Genomic DNA, 21,722 nt, shown 5'->3' with positions numbered 1-21,722 from the left:
TTTCCCGTTTTGCGGCCGTTTCAGGCGCGGCGGCGCGCTTCCGCCTTCAGCCTCTCCACGGCCATCAGCACCCGCTCTGGCGTTGCCGGCGCGTCGAGGCGCGGGCAGATCTTGTGGTTGGCCACACTCGCCACCGCATCGGACAGCGCATGCAGCACCGACATGCCAAGCGGGAAAGGCGGCTCGCCGACGGCCTTGGAGCGATGTATCGTCGGCTCATGCGCTTCCGGCCAGTCGGCCAGCACCACATTGAAGATTTTCGGGCGGTCGGAAGCCAGCGGGATCTTGTAGGTCGACGGCGCATGGGTGCGCAGGCGTCCCTTGTCGTCCCACCACAATTCCTCCGTTGTCAGCCAGCCCATACCCTGGATGAAACCGCCTTCGATCTGGCCGAGGTCGATGGCGCGGTTCAGCGAGCGTCCGGTTTCGTGCAATATGTCGGTGCGCTCGACCACATATTCGCCGGTCAGCGTGTCGATCGATACTTCCGAGCAAGACGCGCCGTAAGCAAAATAATAGAACGGTCGGCCTTCGCCCTTGTCCCTGTTCCAGTGGATTTTGGGGGTCTTGTAGAAGCCTGCTGCCGAAAGCTGGATACGGGCCATATAGGCCTGCTTGATCAGGTCGGCGAAGGCGATCTCCTGGTTACCGACGCGCACCCGGTTGGGCAGGAACACGATCTGGTCGTGCGGCACCTGGTACTTTTTGGCTGCGAAATCGATCAGCCTGTCCTTGATCTGCCGGGCGCCGTTCTGCGCCGCCATGCCGTTGAGATCGGTGCCTGACGATGCGGCCGTCGCCGATGTGTTCGGCACCTTGCCGGTGGTCGTCGCGGTGATCTTCACCTGATCGAGATCGATCTGGAATTCCTCGGCCACCACCTGCGCGACCTTGGTGTTCAGCCCCTGACCCATCTCGGTGCCGCCGTGATTAAGGTGCACCGAACCGTCGGTGTAGACATGCACCAGCGCGCCGGCCTGGTTGTAATGCGTGGCGGTGAAGGAAATGCCGAACTTGACCGGCGTCAGTGCAAGGCCACGCTTGATGATGTCGCTGTTGGCGTTGAAGGCGTCGATGGTGCGCCGCCTCCTTGCATAGTCGCAGCTCTCCTCCAGCTCGGCGATGACGCGGTGGATGATGTTGTCCTCCACCGTCTGGTGGTAGGGCGTTACGTTGCGGTCGCCATTCTTGTCGCCATTTGGGCCGTAAAAATTCAGCTTGCGGATTTCCAGCGGGTCTTTGCCAACGGCGAAGGCGACTTCCTCTATGACCCGCTCGGCGCCGACCATGCCTTGCGGGCCGCCGAAGCCACGGAAGGCGGTGTTCGACACCGTGTTGGTGTAGAGCGGCGCCGAACGCGCCAGAACATTGGGGTAAAAATAGGTGTTGTCGCAATGGAACAGCGCGCGATCGGTGACCGGGCCGGACAGATCGGCCGAAAAACCGCAGCGCGCCGCGAACATGAAGTCGACGCCCAGAATCCTGCCTTCGTCGTCGAAACCGACCTCGTAGTCGATCAGGAAATCGTGCCGCTTGCCGGTGGCGATCATGTCGTCGTCGCGGTCCGGCCGGATCTTCACCGCGCGGTGGTGTTTCTTGGCGGCGATCGCCGCCAGCGCGGCAAACTGATTGCCCTGGGTTTCCTTGCCGCCGAAGCCGCCGCCCATGCGACGGATCTCCACCATCACCGCATGCGAAGGAACGCCGAGCGCATGGCCGACCATGTGCTGTACCTCACTCGGGTGCTGCGTCGAGCAATAGATGGTGACATCCTGGTCCTCGCCAGGAATTGCCATCGCGATATGGCCCTCGAGATAAAAGTGCTCCTGCCCGCCGACCCGCATCTGGCCCTTGAGACGCCGCGGTGCGTCGGCGATTGCCGCCTTGGCGTCGCCCCGCTTCAACGTCAGCGGCGGCGTCACCAGCTTCGAACTGACCGGATCAAGCTCGCCAATATCGATGATCGCCGGCAATTCGGTGTAGCTGATCTTGGCATGCCGTGTCGCCCGGCGCGCCGCTTCTCGCGTCTCGGCGATCACACAGAAAATCGGCTGGCCATAAAACTGCACCTTGCCATCGGCAAGCACCGGCTCGTCATGGCGCCCGGTTGGAGAGATGTCGTTCTCGCCCGGCACGTCGCTGGCGAGCAGCACGTCGACCACACCGGGAGCGCTGCGCACGGCCGAAACGTCGATCTCACGGATGGTGCCGTGCGCCACTGTCGATAGACCGAGGCAGCCATGCAGCGTGCCCGCCGGCTCCGGCATGTCGTCGATATAGACCGCCTGCCCGGTAACATGCTTGTGCGCGGAATCGTGCCGCTGGTCGGTGGCGACGCCGCCCTTGATCCGCGCCGCTTTGAGGTCGATCGAAGAATGATTGTTCATCTCTGCCTCACGCCGCCTCTGTCCGCGAAACCTGGAGCGGCGCCTTGCCCCCTTGCGTTTCGACGAAGAACCGCCTGAGCAGGTTGCGCGCCGCCAAGGCCCGGTATTCGGCGGAAGCCCGCATATCGGTCAGCGGCGTGAAATCGGCGGCGTAGGCCCTGAGCGCGGCCTCGACCGTCGCAGCCGACCATGGTTTGCCAGTCAGGGCCCTTTCCACCGCTGTCGCACGCTTCGGCGTTGCCGCCATGCCGCCATAGGCGATACGGATATTTTCCACCATGCCATTCCTCGCGAGCGTCAGATAAAACGCGCCGAGTGCAGCGGTGATGTCCTCGTCGCGCCGCTTGGTGATCTTGTAGATCGCGAATTTGGCTGATTTGGCCGGCACAGGCACGTGCACTGCCTCGACGAATTCGCCCGGCAGCCGGTCCTGCTTGCCGTAGGCGACGAAGAATTTTTCCAGTGGAATCGTCCTGCGTTTCCGGCCTTTGCGCAGCGTCAGCGTCGCGCCAAGCGCAATCAGCGGCGGCGGCATGTCGCCGATCGGCGAACCATTGGCGATGTTGCCGCCGATCGTGCCCATGTTGCGTACCTGCTCGCCGCCGATGCGGTCGATCAGCGGGCCGAATGCCGGGATGCGCTTCGACAGCAGCTCGAACGCGTCGGTATAAGTGACGCCGGCACCGATGCTGATGACGCCATCCTTTTCCGAAATTGTCTGCAGCCCGTCGAGATTGCCGATGAAGATGGCGGGCGAGATCTCCCTCATATGTTTCGTCACCCACAGCCCGACATCGGTCGAGCCGGCGACCACGGTGGCTTTCGGCGCAGCCTCCAGGATCGTAGCGAAATCGTCGACGTTTCCCGGAATGGCAAACCGTGCATCGCCGATGCCGATCTCGACGCGCGAGCCGTCGCGCCACTCCTGCAATCTGGCGGCAACCCTGGAGCGTTCCGCGGCCAGCGGGTCCTTTGCCGCCTTGCCATAGCTGGAGATAGCCTTTGCGGCGCGAACGATCGCCTCGTAGCCGGTACAGCGGCAAAGATTGCCCTGCAGCGCCTTTTCAATGGCTGCGTCCCCCGGCTCCGGACTCCTCATCCACAAGCCATAGAGCGACATCACGAAGCCGGGTGTGCAGAAGCCGCATTGCGAACCATGGAAATCGACCATCGCCTGCTGCACCGGATGCAGGTTCCCGCCCTCGCCGCCCAGGTGCTCGATCGTCACCACATGCAGGCCGTCGAGCGAACCCATGAATCGGATGCAGGCATTGACGCTTTCATACACGAGCTTGCCGTCGCTCAACCGGCCGACCAGCACCGTGCAGGCGCCGCAATCGCCTTCCGCGCAGCCTTCCTTGGAACCCCGCAGCGAGCGGCGGAGCCTGAGATAGTCGAGCAGCGTTTCATCGGGAGCCACGTCCTTCAGCGTCACAGTCTCGCTGTTAAGCAGGAAGCGGATTTCGGTGCGGGTCTTGATCGCCATGGCTCAGCTTCCCCGATAAGTCGAATAGCCGTAGGGCGAGATGAGCAGCGGCACGTGGTAATGTACCCGCTCGGCCATGCCGAAGCGGATCGGCACGATGTCAAGGAACGCAGGCCGCGGCAGCTTCGCTCCTTGCGCCCGCAAATAGTCGCCCGCCTGGAACAGCAGTTCGTAGTCGCCGGTGACAAATTCGTCGCCTTGCAACAGTGGCTGATCGCAACGTCCGTCGGCGTTGGTCCATACGGTCTTGAGGTGTGTGCGGGCGTCGTCCTCTATACGGAAAAGCGAGATCGACAGCCCGGCAGCCGGCTTTCCGGAAGCGGTATCCAGAACGTGGGTCGTCAGCCGCCCGCTATCAGTCTTCGACATTCTGCCTCCCTGCATCCGAACACGAACGATCAATTGTGCGCCAATTAAATGCCATGCATAAGTCCCGGTGAAGCAGAGGGCCACAAAAAGACTTTCAAAAATTTTGGGGGGAATGTTGGCCGACCCCTTCCGATAATCTTATGCAAGCAATCGGGAGCATGCAGGTTGAGGGATATGCGATACCAACGCGACATGCGTGGCTACGGCGCCAATCCGCCGGACCCGAAATGGCCAGATGGCGCAAAAGTGTGCGTGCAGTTCGTCGTCAACTACGAGGAGGGCGGTGAAAACTGTGTCCTTCACGGCGATGCGGCCTCCGAAGCGTTCCTGTCCGAGATCGTCGGCGCCGCGCCCTGGCAAGGACTTCGCCACTGGAACATGGAATCTATCTACGAATACGGCGCCCGCGCCGGCTTCTGGCGGCTCCATCGCATGTTCACCGCAGCAGAAGTCCCGGTCACCGTCTACGGAGTCGCCACAGCGCTCGCTCGCTCGCCGGATCAGGTAACCGCCATGCAGCAGGCCGGCTGGGAAATCGCCTCCCATGGCCTGAAATGGATCGATTACCGCGACTACGCCGCCGAAGACGAGCGCCGCCACGTCGAGGAGGCGATCGCGCTCCACGCGCAAGTGACCGGCGAGCGTCCGACCGGGTGGTACACGGGCCGCACGTCGGTCAACACCGTTCGTCTTGTCGCCGAGGAAGGTGGTTTCGCCTACATTTCGGATACCTATGACGACGACCTGCCCTATTGGCTCGATCACGACGGCCATGGCAACGCCATCCCGCCGCAGCTGATCATCCCCTACACGCTTGATGCCAACGACATGCGTTTCGCCACACCGCAGGGCTTCAACTCAGGCGACCAGTTCTTCGCCTATCTGAAGGATGCGTTCGATACGCTCTATGCCGAGGGCCAGGCCGGGCGGCAGGGCATGATGAGCATAGGCCTGCACTGCCGGCTGATAGGCCGGCCTGGCCGCGCCGCAGCCCTGCAGCGCTTCATCGACTACGTGAAGTCGCACGACCAGGTCTGGCTCGCCCGTCGCATCGACATTGCCGAACACTGGCGTGCGCAGCATCCCTACCAAGCGCGGGCATTGCGTCCCTCACGCCTGGCTGAACCGGAGTTCGTGGAGCGGTTCGGCAGCATCTTCGAACATTCGCCATGGATCGCCGAACGTGCCTTCAGGTTGGAACTCGGCCCTGCGCATGATACCGCCGGCGGCCTGCACAATGCGCTTTGCCGCGTTTTCCGCTCAGCCAGCGAAAAGGAACGGCTGGGCGTGCTCACCGCCCACCCCGACCTCGCTGGCAAGCTGGCCCAAGCCAGGCGGCTGACCGAAGAATCGACAAAGGAACAGGCTTCCGCCGGCCTCGATGCCTTGACCGACAACGAACGCGAACTGTTCTCGAAACTCAACGCGGCCTATGTCACCACCTTCGGCTTCCCCTTCATCATCGCGGTGAAAGGCAAGAGCAAGGACGAGATACTCGCCGCCTTCGAAAGCCGCATCGGCAACGATCGCCGCACCGAGTTCGACACCGCCTGCCGGCAAGTGGAGCGCATCGCGCTTCTGCGCCTGAAAGAAATCTTGCCCGCATAGGTCTGAACCGATGGATATGATGAAGATGACCGACCGCACCTATTACGCGCCGAAGGGCGGATTGCCGCCGCAGACCGACCTGATCACAGACCGCGCCGTATTCACGGAAGCCTATGCGGTGATCCCCAGGCGCGAATTCAGCGATATCGTCGCGTCGTACCTGCCCTTCTGGGACAAGACGCGGCTGTGGATCATCGCCCGGCCGCTGTCCGGCTTTGCCGAGACCTTCTCGCAATACGTCATGGAAGTGCAGCCGGGCGGCGGCAGCGACCGGCCGGAGCCGGATGCCGGAGCGGAGGGCGTGCTGTTCGTGGTCGAGGGCGAGATCACCGTGCGCCTCGACGGCAAGAGCCATGTGATGAAGCCGGGTGGCTATGCCTTCCTGCCGCCGGCGGCCAAATGGAGCCTGCGCAACGAAAGCGGCAGCACAGCCCGCTTCCACTGGGTGCGCAAGGCCTATGAGTTCGTCGAAGGCATCGAGGCGCCGGCGCCGATCTTCGCCAACGAGAACGACATCGCCCCGACCGAGATGCCGGACACCGATGGCAAATGGGCCACGACCCGCTTCGTCGACCCGGCGGACCTGCGCCACGACATGCACGTCACTATCGTCACCATCGGCCCCGGCGGCGTCATCCCCTTCCCCGAGACGCATGTGATGGAACACGGGCTCTACGTGCTGGAGGGCAAGGCGGTGTACCGCCTCAACCAGGACTGGGTGGAGGTTCAGGCTGGCGACTACATGTGGCTGCGCGCCTTCTGTCCGCAGGCCTGTTATGCCGGCGGCCCCGGCAATTTCCGCTACCTTCTCTACAAGGACGTCAACCGGCACATGAAGCTCGGTACGCCATTCACAAGGGGCTAGCGGGTAGGATGGATTTGCGCGTGGACCGTATCATCAAAGCACAGCCACTCACCCGCGAGGCCTTCGCCCGGTTCGGCGAGGTCATCGAAACCGAAGGTGCGCACCATTATCCGATCAACAACGGCCGGTGCGAACGCTACCATGCGCTGGCCACGGCGGAGGCCGGCGGGCCGAACGGAAGCGTCATCATCAACATCTTCAAAGGCACGCCCTACAGCTTCCCGCTGCAGCTCTCGATGGTCGAGCGCCATCCGCTGGGCAGCCAGGCTTTCATCCCGCTGTCGCCGCGGCCTTTCCTCATCGTCGTCTGCCCTGATGATAAGGACGGTCCGGGCGCCCCGCATGCTTTTCTGACCCGCCCCGGCCAAGGCGTGAACTACCCCCGCAACCTATGGCATGGTGTCCTGACTCCAATCGGCGGGCCGCAGGACTTCCTCGTCGTCGACCGCGGCGGCGACGGCTCCAATCTCGAAGAATTCTATTTTTCGCATCCTTACGAAATCCACCTGCCGGAAACCGTCTGACCATGCCTGATATTTCGCTTATCGACCGCCTGTTCGACGTTATCGAAGACGACATCGTACCGAAGACCGCCGATGGCGTGGCCCGAGGCAACAAGCTGTTCGGCGCCGCCATCCTGAGGAAGGATGACCGTTCGCTCGTGCTGGCCGAAACCAACAACGAGATGGAGAACCCACTCTGGCACGGTGAGGTCCATTGCCTGAAGCGGTTTTACGAGATGCCAAAGGCAGACCGCCCGGACACCAGGGACTGCATCTTCGTGTCCACGCACGAGCCCTGCTCGCTCTGCCTGTCCGCGATCACCTGGACCGGCTTCGACAATTTCTACTATCTCTTCAGCCACGAGGATTCGCGCGACTCATTCGCCATCCCGCACGACCTGAAGATCCTGAAAGAGGTCTTCACCCTCGATCCGGGAGGCTACAATGCCGAAAACGCCTACTGGAAAAGCTATTCGCTGCGAAAGCTGGTGCGCGAGCTGCCGCAGGCCGAACGCGAAAGGCTGGAAGCCCGCGCTTCAGCGATAGCGGCCCGCTACGACGAACTGTCGGGTGAATATCAGGACAGCAAGGCCGAGAACGACATCCCGCTGAATTGAAACGCACGTCAGCGCGATTTCGCTTTCTCGTAAATGTCGAAGCGATCGCGCTTACCGACGGCAATCACCAACACGACCAGTTTGTCGTCGATCACCTCGTAAACCAGGCGGTATCCGGCGCTGCGCAGCTTGATCTTGTAACGATCCTTGGAGTCCCGGAGCTTCGCTGAAGGTACTCGCGGACTCCCGCACCGCTCCTTCAGCTTCTTGCGAAACTGATCGCGCGTGTTGGTGTCGAGCTTTTTCCATTCCTTCAAGGCAGAGGTAAGGAACTCGACCTCATATTTCATCGAGGTCGACTTTTATGCGTTCCTCATCTTTTCGGGCGTCGGCGATCGCGTTGAGTTCGATGTCCTCAAGCCTGTCCATCATCGCTTCGAAGGCTTTGGCGGGCACACAATAAAACGCAGGCTCGTTACGGTTTAGGATCGCGACAGGGAAACCGTCGCCGGCAGCGACCGTGCCCATGGGGTTTTTCTTCAATTCGGATACGCTGGCGGTGATTTCCGCGAGAATCGTATGAGTCATGGGAGATCCTTTCACGGCACCTTAAATAGCACTCTAAAGAGGTCTTTTCAACGGACGCAGTATGCGCTCATGAAGTCGCATCGGCGACATTGGCCGTCGCCGGTCCGGCTTGCATCCGTCGACGCCATATGCGCCACTTTGACGGTGGAGCATGCCGCTTGAAAACCGTCACCGATTTCCCCCGAAAAGTCGTTGAATTCCCGGATATCGGCATCGTCATGCCCGACGGGTGCCGTCTCTCGGCACGCATATGGATGCCCGAGGATGCCGATAGAAATCCGGTGCCGGCGATCCTTGAGCACTTGCCCTACCGCAAGCGCGACGGCACCACGGCGCGCGATTGCCTCACTCACCCATATTTCGCCGGCCACGGCTATGCGTCGATCCGCGTCGACATGCGCGGCAATGGCGATTCCGAAGGCATCATGGAGGACGAGTACAGCGAGCAGGAACTGCAGGATGCCTGCGACGTCATCGCCTGGGCCACGGCGCAACCCTGGTGTTCCGGCACAGTGGGCATGATGGGCATTTCCTGGGGTGGTTTCAATGCGCTGCAAGTCGCCGCGAAACAGCCGCCAGCACTCAAGGCGATAATTACGCTGTGTTCCACGGACGACCGTTATGCCGACGACATCCACTACAAGGGCGGGTTGCTGCTCAACGAAAACATGGGCTGGGGCGCCACGATGCTCTCTTATTCGTCCCGGCCGCCGGACCCGGCTTTGGCGGGCGACAACAGATGGCGCGATATGTGGTTCGACCGGCTTGAACACGAACCCTTCCTGCCCGCCGTCTGGCTGAAGCACCAGCGCCGTGACGTCTATTGGAAACGCGGTTCGGTCTGCGAAGATTTTTCAGCGATCAAGGCCGCCACCCTCGCCGTGGGCGGCTGGGGCGATGCCTACAAGAATGCGGTCGCCCGTATCGTCGATAATATCCAGGCGCCGGCGAAAGGCATCATTGGCCCGTGGATCCACAAATACCCGCATTTCGCCGTGCCCAACCCGGCCATCGGCTTTCTGCAGGAGGCGCTGCGTTGGTGGGACCGCTGGCTGAAAGGCGTCGATACCGGCGTCGACGCCGAACCCGCGATGCGTGTCTACGTCATGGATTCGGTGCCGCCGCGAGATTGGTACGAGGAGCGCCCGGGCCGCTGGATCGCCACCGAAGGGTGGGGCTCGCCCGATATTTCTGTGTCGCGCCTGCATCTTGGCAATGACGGTGTGCTGGCGAAAGGACCGGTGGCCCTGTCGGCAACACATATCGCCTCGCCGCAGGACTGCGGCATGGCGAGCGGTGAATATTGCGCGATCTGGCTGGGCCCGGAACTGCCCGGCGACCAGCGCATCGATGACGAAAGGTCGGCGCGTTTCGATTCCCAACCGCTGGAAGGCCCGCTCGATATCGTGGGGTCGCCGGTCATCCGGCTGAAACTCGCGGCCGACCGTCGGCGCGCCATGGTCGCCGTCAGGCTCTGCGACGTGCAGCCGGACGGTGCCTCGACACGCATCAGCTACGGGGTGCTCAATCTCTGCCACCGCGACAGCCACGAACTCCCACAGGAGGTGGTGCCCGGAAAGACGATGGACATCGTGCTGAAACTCGACGACATCGCATACCGCGTCGCTGCCGGCCACAGCCTGCGTGTGGCCGTCTCTTCAACCTATTGGCCGCTGGTCTGGCCGTCGCCCGAACCGGTCACGCTGACACTGTCCGCAGGCATGGTCGAACTGCCGATCCGCGCGCCTGGCATCGTCGACGACGTGTCGTTTCCCGAACCGGAAGGCGCCGCGCCCTGGAAGGTGGAGACACTTCGCGAAAGCTCCAACAGCCGCAGCGTCGATCGCGATCCGGCAACCGGATCTGTGATGCTGAGCATCGTCGACGACTTCGGCGAAGTGCGTGACAGCGACCACGGCCTCGTCAATGGCGGCATTGCGCGGGAAGTCTGGAGGATCGACCCCGCCGACCCGCTCTCCGCCGAGGGCGAAACACACTGGACGCAAACCTTGTCGCGAAATGAATGGTCGGTGAGGACCGAAACTTTCGCGAAAATGCGATCCGACGCGCAAAATTTCCATTTGACGGGCAGGATCGTCGCCTTCGAAGGCGATACGGTCGTCTTCCAGCGCAATTTCGAGGAAATCATCGCGCGCGACCATATTTGACGGCTCGCCGATTGGTCCAAATGCGGCATGCAAATTACGCCACGTAATGTCGCATTCGGCCTTGCCGCATGGTTTCCCTTACGTTCAATATTCCTGATACAAATAACGTAAAAGATGCCGAAGGGCGGCACCAAAGGAGTGAGGAACATCGCATGTCGAATGAACTGGAATTCCTGAGCCATCGTGTTGCCGCCGGCAAGCTCAGCCGGCGTGATTTTCTGGGCCGCGCCGCCGCTCTCGGCGTCACGGCGACCTTTGCCAATTCGCTGCTTGGAAGCGCCGCCCGTGCCGCCGGACCGGTCAAGGGCGGCGTCCTCAAGGCCGGACTGGTCGGTGGCGAATCCACCAACTCTCTGGACCCGGCACTGTTCATGACCCAGGTGCCGTTCGCCTTCGGCAAGATGTGGGGCGAAATGATCGTCGAGTTGTCGCCCGAAGGCGCGCTGGAATATCGCATCGCCGAGGAGATCGGCTCCTCCGACGATGCCAAGGTGTGGACGCTGAAAATCCGCGACGGCATCGAATTCCACAACGGCAAGACGGCGACCGCCGAAGACGTCGCTGCAACACTCGAACGCCATTCGGACGAGAAGTCCAAATCCGGCGCCCTCGGCTACATGAAGGGCATTGAAACCATCAAGGTCAACGGCAAGGAAGTGGTGCTCACGCTCAAGGAGCCGAACGCCGATCTTCCATACCTGCTCTCCGACTACCACCTGATCGTGCAGCCCAATGGCGGCAAGGACGGTGCGGATGCAGGCATTTCGGCTGGCCCGTACAAGATCTCCGTGAACGAGCCGGGCGTGCGCCATGGCGGCGAGCGCTTCGCCAATTATTGGCAGGCCGACAAGATGGGCCATGCGGATCAGGTCGAGATCATCGTCATTAACGATGCGACTGCCCGCACCTCAGCTTTGCAGGGCGGCCAGGTCCACGTGATCAACCGCGTCGAGCCGAAGATCGTCGACCTCATCAAGCGCGTGCCCGGCGTCACCATCCGCAATCACTCCGGCCCCGGCCACTACGTCTTCATCATGCATTGCAACACCGCGCCATTCGACAACAACGATCTTCGCATGGCGCTGAAGCTGGCGATGGACCGCGAGGAGATGCTTGACAAGGTGCTAAGGGGCTACGGCTCGCTCGGCAACGATTTCCCGATCAATGCCTCCTATCCGCTGTTCGCCGACGATATCGAACAGCGCAAGTTCGATCCCGACCAGGCCAAGTTCCTCTACAAGAAATCCGGGCATGAGGGCGCCGTTCTCCTGCGCACCTCGGACGTCGCCTTCCCGGGCGCCGTCGATGCCGCCCAGCTCTATCAGCAGAGCTGCGCCAAGGCCGGTATCCAGATCGAGGTCAAGCGTGAACCGGGCGACGGCTACTGGTCGGAAGTCTGGAACAAGCAGCCCTTCTCGACTTCCTATTGGGGCGGCCGCTCGACCCAGGATCAGATGTATTCCACCGCCTATCTTTCGACGGCGGACTGGAACGACACCCGCTTCCTGCGCCCGGATTTCGACAAGATGCTTCTGGCCGCGCGCGCCGAACTGGACAACGACAAGCGCAAGGCGATGTATCGCGACATGGCGATGATCGTGCGCGACGAAGGCGGCCTCATCCTGCCGATGTTCAACCAGTTCATCGACGCGACGGGCGCCAAGGTCGGCGGCTGGATCGACGATCCACATCAAGAACTGATGAACGGCTACGTGCTCGCCAAATGCTGGCTCGAAGCCTGATCGGCTTCGCGCTCATGTCGTCGCCAATCGTCAAACTCATCGCCCAGCGCATCGCGCTGGGCATCATGCTCCTTCTCGCGGTCTCGGTGCTCATCTTCGTGGGCACCCAGATCCTCCCGGGCGACGTCGCCCAGTCAATCCTCGGCCAGTCGGCAACACCGCAGGCGCTCGCCAACCTGCGCGAGGAACTCGGCCTCAACGATCCGGCCTATGTCCGCTATTTCAGATGGCTGGGCGGCGTGCTCACCGGCGATCTCGGCACCGCGCTGTCGAGCCGGCAGGACATTGCCTCGTCGCTCGGCGGCCGGCTGTGGAACACTCTTTTCCTGGCCTTCTGGGCGGCGATCCTGTCCATTCCGCTGGCGATCACCATGGGGCTCGTCGCCGTGCGCTACCGCAACGGCGTCGTCGACAAGGCGATCTCCGGCGTCGCGCTCGCCTCGACCTCGCTGCCGGAGTTCTTCATCGGCTACCTGCTGATCTATTTCATCGCCGTGAAGCTGCAATGGCTTCCCAGCGTCTCCACCGTCTATGACGGGATGCCGTTCATCGACCGCATGAAGGCGATCGCGCTGCCGGCGCTGGCGCTTACCTTCGTCGTCTTCGCCCATATGATGCGCATGACCCGCGCCGCGATTCTCAACGTCATGCAGTCCGCCTATATCGAGACCGCCGAACTGAAAGGCCTGAGGCCGATCGAGATCATCCGCCGCCACGCCTTCCCCAATGCCATCGCGCCGATCATCAACGTCGTCATGCTCAACCTCGCCTTCCTGGTCGTCGGCGTCGTCGTGGTCGAGGTGATCTTCGTTTATCCGGGCATGGGCCAGTATCTGGTCGACCATGTCTCCAAGCGCGACGTGCCGGTGGTGCAGGCCGTCGGGCTGATCTTCGCGGCAGTCTATATCGGCCTCAACATCATCGCCGACATCGCCGGCATCATTGCCAATCCCCGCCTCAGGCATCCGAAATGAGGGCGCATGCTTGATCTGAAACGCATTCCGCTCGGCGCAGCAATTGGCCTTATTCTTACAGCCCTGTTCCTTTTCGTCGCGGTTTTCGCGCCGCTGATCTCCCCCTATCCGATGGAACAGATCGTCGGCGACGTCTGGCAGCCAATGTCGGCCGATTATCTGCTCGGCACCGACAATCTCGGCCGTGACCTGCTCTCCCGCATGATCTACGGCGCCCGCACCACCATCTTCATCGCCGCCGTAGCCACCGCGATTTCCTTCATCCTGGGGTCGGTTCTCGGCTTCACGGCGGCCGTCGTCGGCGGCTGGTTCGACATGCTCATGTCGCGTTTCGTCGACCTTCTTATGGCGATCCCGACGCTGATCTTCGGCCTTGTGGTCCTGTCGGTCCTGCCTACAACCGTGTTCACCCTGATCATGGTCATGGGCATCCTCGACTCGACGCGCGTCTACCGCCTCTCCCGCGCCGTCGCGGTCGACATCAACGTGATGGATTTCGTCGAGGCGGCGAAGCTGCGCGGTGAAGGTACTCGCTGGATCATCTTTCGCGAGATCTTGCCCAACGCGCTGTCGCCGCTGATCTCCGAACTCGGCCTGCGTTTCATCTACGCCGTGCTTTTCCTCTCCGCCCTTTCATTCCTCGGCCTTGGCGTGCAGCCGCCGCAGGCCGACTGGGGCGGGATGGTCAAGGAAAACAAGGACGGCATCGTCTTCGGCATTCCGGCGGCCTTGATCCCGGCCGCGGCCATCGCCGCCCTGGCGATTTCAGTCAATCTGGTCGCCGACTGGATCCTCAACCGCACCACCGATCTCAAGGGAGGCCGCGGCAATGGCTAAGGCACCATCGCGCCGCCGCTCGACCGGCGAAGGCGGCACGCTGCTCGACATCCGAAACCTCAGGATCGAGGCGAAGATCTATCCGCCCGGTGAAACGCCCCGCAAAATTACCATCGTCGATGACGTTTCCCTGACCCTCCAGCGTGGCAAGGTGCTCGGCCTGATCGGCGAGTCCGGCGCCGGCAAGTCGACGATCGGCCTCTCATCGATGGGCTATGGCCGCGGCGGCGTCAGGATTACCGGCGGCGAGGTCATCCTCAACGGCCGCGACATCATGAAGGACGGCATCAACGGCCTGCGCAAATTGCGCGGCAGTGAGGTCTGTTATGTCGCGCAGTCTGCGGCGGCAGCCTTCAACCCGGCGCACCGGCTAATGGACCAGGTCGTCGAGGCCTGCCTTGAACATGGCACCGCCAAGCGGGCGGAAGCCGAAAAACGTGCTGTGGCCCTGTTCAAGAAACTGGGGCTTCCCGATCCGGAAAATATCGGCAAAAGGTTTCCGCACCAGGTCTCCGGCGGTCAGTTGCAGCGCGTCATGACCGCCATGGCGCTCTGCTCCGAGCCAGACCTGATCGTCTTTGACGAACCCACCACCGCGCTCGACGTGACCACGCAGATCGACGTGCTGGCTGCCATCAAGGACGCCATCAGCGACACCGGCGTTGCCGCACTTTACATCACCCACGATCTTGCGGTGGTGGCGCAGGTCGCCGACGAGATCATGGTCTTGCGCCACGGCAAGCTGGTGGAATGGGGCGACACACGACAGATCATCAAGGAGCCGCGCCAGCAATACACCAACGCCCTGGTCTCGGTTCATCACATCGACCACCGGGAAAAGAAGCCCGGCATAAGCACGGTCCTGGCGGTGAAGAACGTCACTGCCGCCTACGGCGGCGGCCTGATCAAAGTGCTGAAGAATGTCTCGGTCGACATCTTTCCCGGCCAGACGTTGGCCGTGGTCGGCGAATCCGGCTCCGGCAAGTCGACACTCGCGCGCGCCATCACCGGCCTACTCCCGCCCGAGCAGGGCAGCATCGAGTTTGCCGGCAAGCCGCTGCCGCGCCGCCTTTCCGAGCGCAACAAGGATGAACTGCGGCAATTGCAGATGATCTACCAGATGGCCGACGTGGCGATGAACCCGCGCCAGACCGTCGGCACGATCATCGGCCGTCCACTTGAATTCTACTTTGGCCTGCGCGGCAAGGAGCGAGACAACCGCGTCGCCGAACTGCTCGACAAGATCGAGATGGGCAAGGGATTCATCGACCGCTATCCGGCCGAGCTTTCAGGTGGCCAGAAGCAGCGCGTCTGCATCGCTCGCGCGCTCGCCGCCAAGCCCAAGCTGATCATCTGCGATGAGGTCACTTCGGCGCTCGACCCGCTGGTCGCCAACGGCATCCTGAAGCTCCTGCTCGAATTGCAGGCGGAGGAGGCAGTCGCATATCTGTTCATCACCCACGATCTGGCGACCGTCAAATCGATCGCCGATTCCATCGCGGTGATGTATCGCGGCGAAGTCGTGCGTTACGGCCCCAAGAGCCAGGTACTGACGCCACCCTTCGACGCTTACACGGAACTGCTTCTATCTTCCGTCCCGGAAATGGAGATCGGCTGGCTGGAAAAGGCGATCAAGACGCGCCGCATGGAAAGCGCCGGAAATTAAACTCACCACGAACCAAACCAGCGTCGGTCTGACCGGCACCTGCAAACCACCAGAGGGGGAATAAACGTATGTCCAACGAACTCGACTATCTCAGCGGTCGTGTTGTTGCCGGTCGCCTGTCGCGCCGCGATTTTCTCGGCCGCGCTGCAGCGCTCGGCGTATCGGCGGCTGTCGCCAACACGTTGCTTGCGAGTGCTGCCCGCGCGCAATCGCCTGTCAGGGGCGGCATCCTTAGAGCCGGTCTGCAGGGCGGCGAATCCACCAACAGCCTCGACCCTGCCCTCAATCTCAGCCAGGTCACATTCAGTTTCGGCAAGCTTTGGGGCGAATATCTTGTCCGCCTTACGCCAACGAATGAACTGGAATATCTCATCGCCGAGGAACTCAATGCCTCCGACGACGCCAAGACCTGGACGCTCAAGGTGCGGGACGGCATCGAGTTCCACAATGGCAAGACAGTGACTGCCGAGGATGTGGCTGCGACCATCGAGCGCCACGCCGACGCGAAGTCGCAGTCGGGAGCGCTGGGTATTCTGGGCAACATCAAAGGCATCAAGGCGAGCGGCAAGGAGGTCATCTTCACCCTAGCCGGTCCCGACGCCGACTTCCCCTACCTGATGGCGGATTATCATCTTCCGATCCAACCGAACGGCGGCAAGGACGATCCCAACGCCGGCATCAGTGCTGGACCATACAAGGTCGCCGTCAACGAGCCGGGGGTTCGTCATGGCGGCGAGCGCTTCGCCAACTACTGGCGCGGCGACAAGGCCGGCCATGCCGACCAGGTCGAGATTGTCGTCATCAATGACGCGACCGCACGCCTCGCCGCGCTGCAGGGCGGCCAGGTGCACATGATCAACCGCGTCGAGCCAAAGGTCGTCGATCTCGTCAAGCGCATTGCCGGCGTGAGCATCGAGAACGCGGCCGGCAAGGGTTTTTACCCATTCAACATGTTCTGCGACACAGCGCCCTTCGACAACAACGACCTGCGGATGGCGCTCAAGCTTGCCATGGACCGCGAGCAGATGCTGCAGACGATCCTGTTTGGCTACGGTTCGGTTGGCAATGATTTCCCGATCAATGGGGCGTATCCGCTGTTCCCGGACGATGTCGAACAGCGCGCGTTCGATCCGGAAAAGGCGGCCGAGCTCTACAAGAAGTCCGGCCACAGTGGCTCGATCCTGCTGCGCACCTCGGACGTCGCCTTCCCGGGCGCCGTCGATGCCGCGCAGCTCTACCAGCAGAGCTGCGCCAAAGCCGGCATCACGATCGAGATTAAGCGCGAGCCTGGCGACGGCTACTGGTCGGAAGTCTGGAACAAGCAGCCTTTCTCGCTGTCCTACTGGGGCGGCCGCGCCACGCAGGACCAGATGTATTCCACCGGCTACGTTTCCACCGCCGACTGGAACGACACCCGCTTCAAGCGTCCGGAGTTCGACAAGATGCTCCTGACTGCGCGTTCCGAACTCGATGAAGCCAAGCGCAAATCCATTTATCGCGATATGGCGGTAATTATGCGCGACGAAGGCGGCCTGATCGTCCCCTTCTTCAACGAGTTCATCGACGCGGTCGCCTCTGACAAGGTTGGTGGCTACACAAAGACACCCATCGGCGAACAGATGGACGGCTATGCGCTCGCCGAATGCTGGCTGAACGCCTGATTGGCGACATCGAAACGACCCGGCGGCAATTGTCCGCCGCCGGGTCGCACCCATCACCGAAAGGCGCAGCACCTGTCGTCAGTAGCAGGCGCTTACCCGAAACCATCATCCAGTTGCGGATCCGACCATGGCCTTGAACACCAAACTCCTGCTCATCGTGCTGGACGGTGTGCCCTGGCGCAACTGGCGCCGGCTCATGGGCAATCTGGAAGGCTGGGTGCAGTCGGGCGACGCAAGTGTGTGGAAGATGCGCTCCGTGCTGCCTTCCACCTCAGCTTGCTGTTATGCTTCCATTCACACGGGCACGCCGCCACAGGTGCACGGCATCCTCTCAAATGAAAACCGCTTTCGCGTCGAACAACCCGATCTTTTCTCGGAGATTTCGAAAGCTGGCGGCAAGACCGGCGCGGTGACCCATTCCTACTGGTCTGAGTTCTTCAACCGCTATCCCTTCGACCTGGTCGAAGACATGGAATATGACGAGCCGGGCGGGCCGATCACGCACGGCCGCTTCCACACCATGACCGGCTACAACAGCAAGAACCAGATGACGCCGAGCGATGTCGACCTCTTCGCCACGCTCACCATGCTGGCCAAGCGCCACGAAATCGACTACGGCATCCTGCACACCTGCACGCTCGACTCGATGGGCCATCGTTATGGTCACGACTGCATTGAGATGGATCACGCCTGCTACGCCATGGACGGCATGCTGGCGGCTTTCCTGCCGCAATGGCTGAAGGCTGGCTACGAGGTGATCGTCACCGCCGACCATGGCCAGACAGACCGTGGCCACCATGGCGGCCACGCCGACGAGATGCAGGATTTCGCGCTGTATTATTTCGGCAAGGGCAAGGGTCCCGGCGAAGACGTGCTGCTCGACCAGCTCCAGCTTGCGCCGACTATCCTCTCACGGTTGGGTGTCCCCGTGCCTTCAACCATGAGGGCGAAGCCGTTTCTGGCGTAGGCAGGGACCTTCAGTTCCGCCCCCGCAGGTCCTGTTAAATCAACCAATCCCCCGTGTCGCCCCATGTGTTGGCGGTGCGGCCTGCGTCGGCAATTGAGCCCACATCGTTCAGTTCATAGGCGCGGATATAGTCGATCTGCATTTCCGCAGGCGTTGCCAGCCCGTCGGAGGGCGTTCCGGCAGCACCCCCAACGGCCAGATTGACCAGCATATACATGGGATCGTGCATGTCTGCCGGCGTGTCGGTGCGAAACACCTCGACGTCGTCGAAGTACCAGATGAGTTCGTCCTCCGTCCATAAAAGGCCGTAGTTATGGAAGCCTTCGGTGTCCGCCACGTTCACCGCGGATCCGACCACCGTGCGGCTGCCGGTCTCGTTCGTATGCGCCGCGACATGGACGGTGTTCGGGTCCTGCCCGCGCATTTCCACCACATCGAGTTCCGGCGGCCAGGAGCCGTCCGCCGGCAGCAGCCAGAACGCCGGCCAAACGCCGTGATTGTCCGGCATGTCGGCGCGGATCTCGAAATAGCCGTAGGTCTGGGCAAAGGACTCCTGGGTAGTCAGCAACCCCGACGTGTATTCGTAGTTGTTGATATAGGGCCGGATCGCATCCGGCGCCCGCGCCGCGGTGATCGTCAGCACACCGCCTTCGACGTCGAACGGATCGACGGAACTCGTCGGCCCGTACTCATGGTCAATATACCACTGCTTTTCGCCGTTTGAGCTGAGCGTGCTGCCGTTTTCCCCGCCCCACCAGAAATTCGTATCCCAGGTGCCGCTGGTGCCGTTGCGCAGGCTGAGCGTGCCGAACTCATCCGCAAAGGACAAACTGAGCGCGGACCGGTCGAGGCTGAGCTTGAACTGGCTCGCAGCAAACTGGTTGACGGTAGCGTTTGCAAACACCAGCTCTTCGCCCTGGCCGAGGTTCAGCCGCACGTTGGTTCCGGTCTGAACCATGTTGGCCTGGACTTCGTCAAACGAGCTGAATCCGTAGCCGTTCAGGCGAACCGCGTCATGGTTCTCGAAGTCCAGGATCAGGTCGCTTCCGGTCCCAGCCGCGAAAATGAAAGTATCGGCTCCGGTACCGCCCTTCAGCATGTCGTCGCCAAGGCCTCCGTCGATTGTCTGCTTTCCGGAGCCGCCGCTAATGATGTTGTCGGCAGCATTTCCGATGGCAAAGCGCCCGCTGCCGGTGACCGTAAGGTTTTCAATATTTTCAGGCAGCGTGTAGCTCATCCACGTCTCGACGGTATCGATGCCGCCGCCGGCCTGTTCCGAGGCCCGGTTGATACTGGAGTAGAGGTAGTAGATGTCGTCGCCCAGCCCGCCATGCATGGTGACATTCACCCGGCTATCGCCCCACATCGAATCATTCCTGGCGCTGCCAAAAAGTTGCGGGCCGGAATTCGTCGCTGAAAAATGACTGACCGAGGAACCGCTGTAGGGGAGAAGAACGCCTTTGGCGTTGGGCACAGTGGGCATGGTGGTCTCCTGTCGCTGTGTCTAAAGGTCTCCCGGCAACAGGCTTAACATCGGGGGCCGTCCCTGACGACCCGGCTGGCACCTAACATTGTGCTACAGGACGTTACGGATCGACCACGACCGGCAACGGTTCAATATGGCCAGTCGCCCTTGCAGAGCGCACTTGCCGCATCAACGATGCGCGAAAAACTGGCCCGAGCCCGACCGACCGTGTGCCTCGCCCTCAGATAGCCATGCACCATGCCCGGCTCTTCGAACCACCACGCTTTGCCGCCGGCAGTTGAGATACGCGAACTGTACGCCTCACCGTCGGACGACAGCGGATCGCACTGCGCGGTGATGATGACGGTTGGCGGCAGGTCGGAAAAGTCCGTGTCGGCCAGCGGCGCGGAGGTGACATCCCCGGAAACGTCGCGCTCGCCGGCGCGTATCTGCTTGTAGAAATTGAGATCGCGCACTGTCAGCATCGGCGCTTCGGCATGGGTGACGTAGGAACCTGTCGACTGGTCGCCGCCTAGGCCGGGATAGATCAGCACCTGGCCAACCGGAGCGCGCCCATGCCCGCGTGTCGCGTGGCTCACCGCGGCGGCGAGATTGCCTCCGGCTGAATCGCCGCACAAAAGAATCGGCAGCCGGTAGGTGCCAGCAGCCCAGGCGAAGGCGCTCATCGCGTCATCGAAAGCCGCAGGGTGCTTGTGCTCCGGCGCCAGGCGGTAGTCGACCGACACCACCTCGTATCCACTGCGCTGGCAAAGTTCCGCGCAGACATCGTCATGGCTGTCGAGGCCGCCGAGGATGAAGCCGCCGCCGTGGAAATAAAGAACGATGGCCGAGGCTTCCGGCAGCGCCCGGTAGATTCGGATCGGGATGTCATGCGAGGGCGTTTTTATTGCGGCGGTTTGCGCGGTCACGCCTTCGGGATAGCCGGCAAAGAACTGCCGGCACATGCGGTCGTAGATGCCGCGCTGCTGGTCAATCGTGTAGTCGATCGTGTCAGGTGGGTAGTAGGAGTTTGTCCGCTCGATGAACGCCCAGGTCTCGGCGTCGATGAGTTTTGCGTAGTCGGTCATTTCCCCTTCCACACCGGCTCGCGTTTTTCGGCAAACGCGCGAAAACCCTCCTGGCCGTCTTCCGACGCATACAGCTCGTCGACGGTACGGAATTTGCGCTTGGTGATCCAGTTCATCGCATCCTGGAAGGTCATCGCCTCGGCCTCGCGCGCCACTTCCTTGATCGCGGCAAAGACCAGTGGAGGTCCGTTGGCCAGAAGCCGGGCAATTTCCCAAACACGCTCCTCAAGCTTGTCGGCGGAGAGCACCTCGTTGACCAGGCCCCAGCGATGCGCCTCAGCCACGTCCATCCAGCGGCCGGTCAGCAGCAGATCCATAGCGACATGATAAGGAATGCGTTTCGGCAGCTTTACGGTCGCCGCGTCGGCCAGGGTTCCTGCCCTGATTTCGGGCAGTGCGAAGCTCGAATGCTCGGACGCGTAAATCAGGTCGCAGGACAATGCGAGTTCGAAACCGCCACCCACCGCCATGCCGTTGACGCAGGCGATCACAGGCTTGTTCATATCGCGCAATTCCTGCAGGCCGCCGAAACCGCCAACGCCGTAGTCACCGTCAACCGCGTCGCCGCTCGCGGCGGCCTTCAAGTCCCAGCCGGCCGAAAAGAACTTGTCGCCCGCCGTCTTCACGATGGCGACGCGCAATTCGGGATCGTCGCGGAAAGCGCGAAAGGTCTCGCCAAGCAGGCGCGATGTCTTCAGGTCGATCGCGTTGGCCTTCGGCCGGTCGAGCGTGATTTCGAGAACCGCGCCTTCGCGGCGGGTTTTTACGACGTCGGACACCGGATACCTCCT

Annotated in this window: 19 protein-coding genes; 11 read left to right on the top strand and 8 right to left on the bottom strand. The window is 62.0% G+C overall.

The features are described 5' to 3' along the window. Positions 1–20: 20 nt before the first annotated feature. Genes xdhB through uraH form a run of 3 tightly spaced genes read right to left on the bottom strand, consistent with a single transcriptional unit; the run spans position 21 to position 4,242 of the window. A complete protein-coding gene (gene xdhB / locus F3H98_RS13585; protein ID WP_149760689.1) occupies positions 21–2,387 on the bottom strand; it encodes a xanthine dehydrogenase molybdopterin binding subunit in 2,367 nt (788 codons plus the stop codon). A gap of 7 nt (positions 2,388–2,394) precedes the next feature. After that, entirely contained in the window at positions 2,395–3,873 is a 1,479-nt protein-coding gene (gene xdhA, locus F3H98_RS13580) for a xanthine dehydrogenase small subunit (RefSeq protein WP_149760688.1), read from the bottom strand. Positions 3,874–3,876: 3 nt separating this feature from the next. Next, a complete protein-coding gene (uraH, locus tag F3H98_RS13575; protein ID WP_149760687.1) occupies positions 3,877–4,242 on the bottom strand; it encodes a hydroxyisourate hydrolase in 366 nt (121 codons plus the stop codon). A 174-nt stretch (positions 4,243–4,416) separates the two neighbouring features. Between uraH and puuE the strand changes: the two genes are divergently transcribed. The 4 genes from puuE to F3H98_RS13555 are packed head-to-tail and all read left to right on the top strand — an operon-like array spanning position 4,417 to position 7,835. Further along, complete coding sequence (gene puuE, locus F3H98_RS13570) at positions 4,417–5,850, top strand: allantoinase PuuE (RefSeq protein WP_149760686.1); 1,434 nt, start codon at positions 4,417–4,419, stop codon at positions 5,848–5,850. 25 nt (positions 5,851–5,875) lie between these two features. Then, on the top strand, positions 5,876–6,715 hold the full coding sequence (locus F3H98_RS13565; RefSeq protein WP_149760685.1) for a bifunctional allantoicase/(S)-ureidoglycine aminohydrolase: 840 nt from the start codon (positions 5,876–5,878) through the stop codon (positions 6,713–6,715). 8 nt (positions 6,716–6,723) lie between these two features. Then, a complete protein-coding gene (locus tag F3H98_RS13560; protein WP_425294843.1) occupies positions 6,724–7,239 on the top strand; it encodes an ureidoglycolate lyase in 516 nt (171 codons plus the stop codon). A gap of 2 nt (positions 7,240–7,241) precedes the next feature. Next, positions 7,242–7,835, top strand: a complete 594-nt coding sequence (locus F3H98_RS13555) for a nucleoside deaminase (RefSeq protein WP_149760683.1) — start codon at positions 7,242–7,244, stop codon at positions 7,833–7,835. 8 nt (positions 7,836–7,843) lie between these two features. On the opposite strand, the gene F3H98_RS13550 is transcribed toward F3H98_RS13555, so the two are convergent. After that, positions 7,844–8,125 (bottom strand): type II toxin-antitoxin system RelE family toxin, encoded by a 282-nt coding sequence (locus F3H98_RS13550; protein ID WP_149760682.1) that lies wholly within the window; start codon positions 8,123–8,125, stop codon positions 7,844–7,846. Next, positions 8,115–8,378, bottom strand: coding sequence for a type II toxin-antitoxin system Phd/YefM family antitoxin (locus tag F3H98_RS13545; RefSeq protein ID WP_425294842.1), 264 nt, complete (start codon positions 8,376–8,378; stop codon positions 8,115–8,117). The genes F3H98_RS13550 and F3H98_RS13545 overlap by 11 nt, the downstream gene beginning before the upstream one ends. A gap of 143 nt (positions 8,379–8,521) precedes the next feature. On the opposite strand from F3H98_RS13545, the gene F3H98_RS13540 reads away from it, so the two are divergent. The 7 genes from F3H98_RS13540 to F3H98_RS13510 all read left to right on the top strand — a co-directional run bounded on the left by F3H98_RS13540 (position 8,522) and on the right by F3H98_RS13510 (position 18,378). Next, on the top strand, positions 8,522–10,531 hold the full coding sequence (locus F3H98_RS13540) for a CocE/NonD family hydrolase (RefSeq protein WP_149760681.1): 2,010 nt from the start codon (positions 8,522–8,524) through the stop codon (positions 10,529–10,531). Between the two features lie 152 nt (positions 10,532–10,683). Beyond that, entirely contained in the window at positions 10,684–12,273 is a 1,590-nt protein-coding gene (locus tag F3H98_RS13535; protein WP_149760680.1) for an ABC transporter substrate-binding protein, read from the top strand. A 14-nt stretch (positions 12,274–12,287) separates the two neighbouring features. Continuing rightward, the gene (locus F3H98_RS13530; RefSeq protein WP_149760819.1) at positions 12,288–13,247 is read left to right on the top strand and encodes an ABC transporter permease; all 960 of its coding nucleotides are present in this window, start codon (positions 12,288–12,290) and stop codon (positions 13,245–13,247) included. Positions 13,248–13,253: 6 nt separating this feature from the next. After that, complete coding sequence (locus tag F3H98_RS13525; RefSeq protein WP_149760679.1) at positions 13,254–14,084, top strand: ABC transporter permease; 831 nt, start codon at positions 13,254–13,256, stop codon at positions 14,082–14,084. After that, complete coding sequence (locus tag F3H98_RS13520; protein ID WP_149760678.1) at positions 14,077–15,750, top strand: ABC transporter ATP-binding protein; 1,674 nt, start codon at positions 14,077–14,079, stop codon at positions 15,748–15,750. The genes F3H98_RS13525 and F3H98_RS13520 overlap by 8 nt, the downstream gene beginning before the upstream one ends. Before the next feature lie 68 nt (positions 15,751–15,818). Continuing rightward, entirely contained in the window at positions 15,819–17,411 is a 1,593-nt protein-coding gene (locus F3H98_RS13515; RefSeq protein ID WP_149760677.1) for an ABC transporter substrate-binding protein, read from the top strand. Between the two features lie 127 nt (positions 17,412–17,538). Continuing rightward, positions 17,539–18,378, top strand: a complete 840-nt coding sequence (locus tag F3H98_RS13510; protein ID WP_149760676.1) for an alkaline phosphatase family protein — start codon at positions 17,539–17,541, stop codon at positions 18,376–18,378. 34 nt (positions 18,379–18,412) lie between these two features. On the opposite strand, the gene eglC is transcribed toward F3H98_RS13510, so the two are convergent. The 3 genes from eglC to F3H98_RS13495 all read right to left on the bottom strand — a co-directional run bounded on the left by eglC (position 18,413) and on the right by F3H98_RS13495 (position 21,710). Then, positions 18,413–19,861: an endo-1,3-1,4-beta-glycanase EglC gene (gene eglC / locus F3H98_RS13505; protein ID WP_149760675.1), complete on the bottom strand. Its 1,449-nt coding sequence runs from the start codon at positions 19,859–19,861 to the stop codon at positions 18,413–18,415. A 131-nt stretch (positions 19,862–19,992) separates the two neighbouring features. After that, positions 19,993–20,931 carry an alpha/beta hydrolase gene (locus tag F3H98_RS13500; protein WP_149760674.1) on the bottom strand — a complete coding sequence of 313 codons (939 nt, stop codon included), beginning with the start codon at positions 20,929–20,931 and terminating at the stop codon, positions 19,993–19,995. After that, on the bottom strand, positions 20,928–21,710 hold the full coding sequence (locus F3H98_RS13495) for a carnitinyl-CoA dehydratase (protein WP_149760673.1): 783 nt from the start codon (positions 21,708–21,710) through the stop codon (positions 20,928–20,930). Before F3H98_RS13495 ends, F3H98_RS13500 begins: the two co-directional genes overlap by 4 nt. Positions 21,711–21,722 lie beyond the last annotated feature (12 nt).

Source organism: Neomesorhizobium albiziae, from assembly GCF_900114255.1.
GTDB classification, from domain to species: Bacteria; Pseudomonadota; Alphaproteobacteria; order Rhizobiales; family Rhizobiaceae; genus Neomesorhizobium; species Neomesorhizobium albiziae.
The sequence above is the reverse complement of the archived record's forward strand: the minus strand, read 5'-3'. Positions and strand labels throughout refer to the sequence as shown.

Coding starts and splice junctions, on each gene's coding strand:
- xdhB (WP_149760689.1), bottom strand. CDS start 2,387: ATGAACAATCATTCTTCGATCGACCTCAAAGCGGCGCGGATCAAGGGC.
- xdhA (WP_149760688.1), bottom strand. CDS start 3,873: ATGGCGATCAAGACCCGCACCGAAATCCGCTTCCTGCTTAACAGCGAG.
- uraH (WP_149760687.1), bottom strand. CDS start 4,242: ATGTCGAAGACTGATAGCGGGCGGCTGACGACCCACGTTCTGGATACC.
- puuE (WP_149760686.1), top strand. CDS start 4,417: ATGCGATACCAACGCGACATGCGTGGCTACGGCGCCAATCCGCCGGAC.
- F3H98_RS13565 (WP_149760685.1), top strand. CDS start 5,876: ATGACCGACCGCACCTATTACGCGCCGAAGGGCGGATTGCCGCCGCAG.
- F3H98_RS13560 (WP_425294843.1), top strand. CDS start 6,724: ATGGATTTGCGCGTGGACCGTATCATCAAAGCACAGCCACTCACCCGC.
- F3H98_RS13555 (WP_149760683.1), top strand. CDS start 7,242: ATGCCTGATATTTCGCTTATCGACCGCCTGTTCGACGTTATCGAAGAC.
- F3H98_RS13550 (WP_149760682.1), bottom strand. CDS start 8,125: ATGAAATATGAGGTCGAGTTCCTTACCTCTGCCTTGAAGGAATGGAAA.
- F3H98_RS13535 (WP_149760680.1), top strand. CDS start 10,684: ATGTCGAATGAACTGGAATTCCTGAGCCATCGTGTTGCCGCCGGCAAG.
- F3H98_RS13530 (WP_149760819.1), top strand. CDS start 12,288: ATGTCGTCGCCAATCGTCAAACTCATCGCCCAGCGCATCGCGCTGGGC.
- F3H98_RS13525 (WP_149760679.1), top strand. CDS start 13,254: ATGCTTGATCTGAAACGCATTCCGCTCGGCGCAGCAATTGGCCTTATT.
- F3H98_RS13520 (WP_149760678.1), top strand. CDS start 14,077: ATGGCTAAGGCACCATCGCGCCGCCGCTCGACCGGCGAAGGCGGCACG.
- F3H98_RS13515 (WP_149760677.1), top strand. CDS start 15,819: ATGTCCAACGAACTCGACTATCTCAGCGGTCGTGTTGTTGCCGGTCGC.
- F3H98_RS13510 (WP_149760676.1), top strand. CDS start 17,539: ATGGCCTTGAACACCAAACTCCTGCTCATCGTGCTGGACGGTGTGCCC.
- eglC (WP_149760675.1), bottom strand. CDS start 19,861: ATGCCCACTGTGCCCAACGCCAAAGGCGTTCTTCTCCCCTACAGCGGT.
- F3H98_RS13500 (WP_149760674.1), bottom strand. CDS start 20,931: ATGACCGACTACGCAAAACTCATCGACGCCGAGACCTGGGCGTTCATC.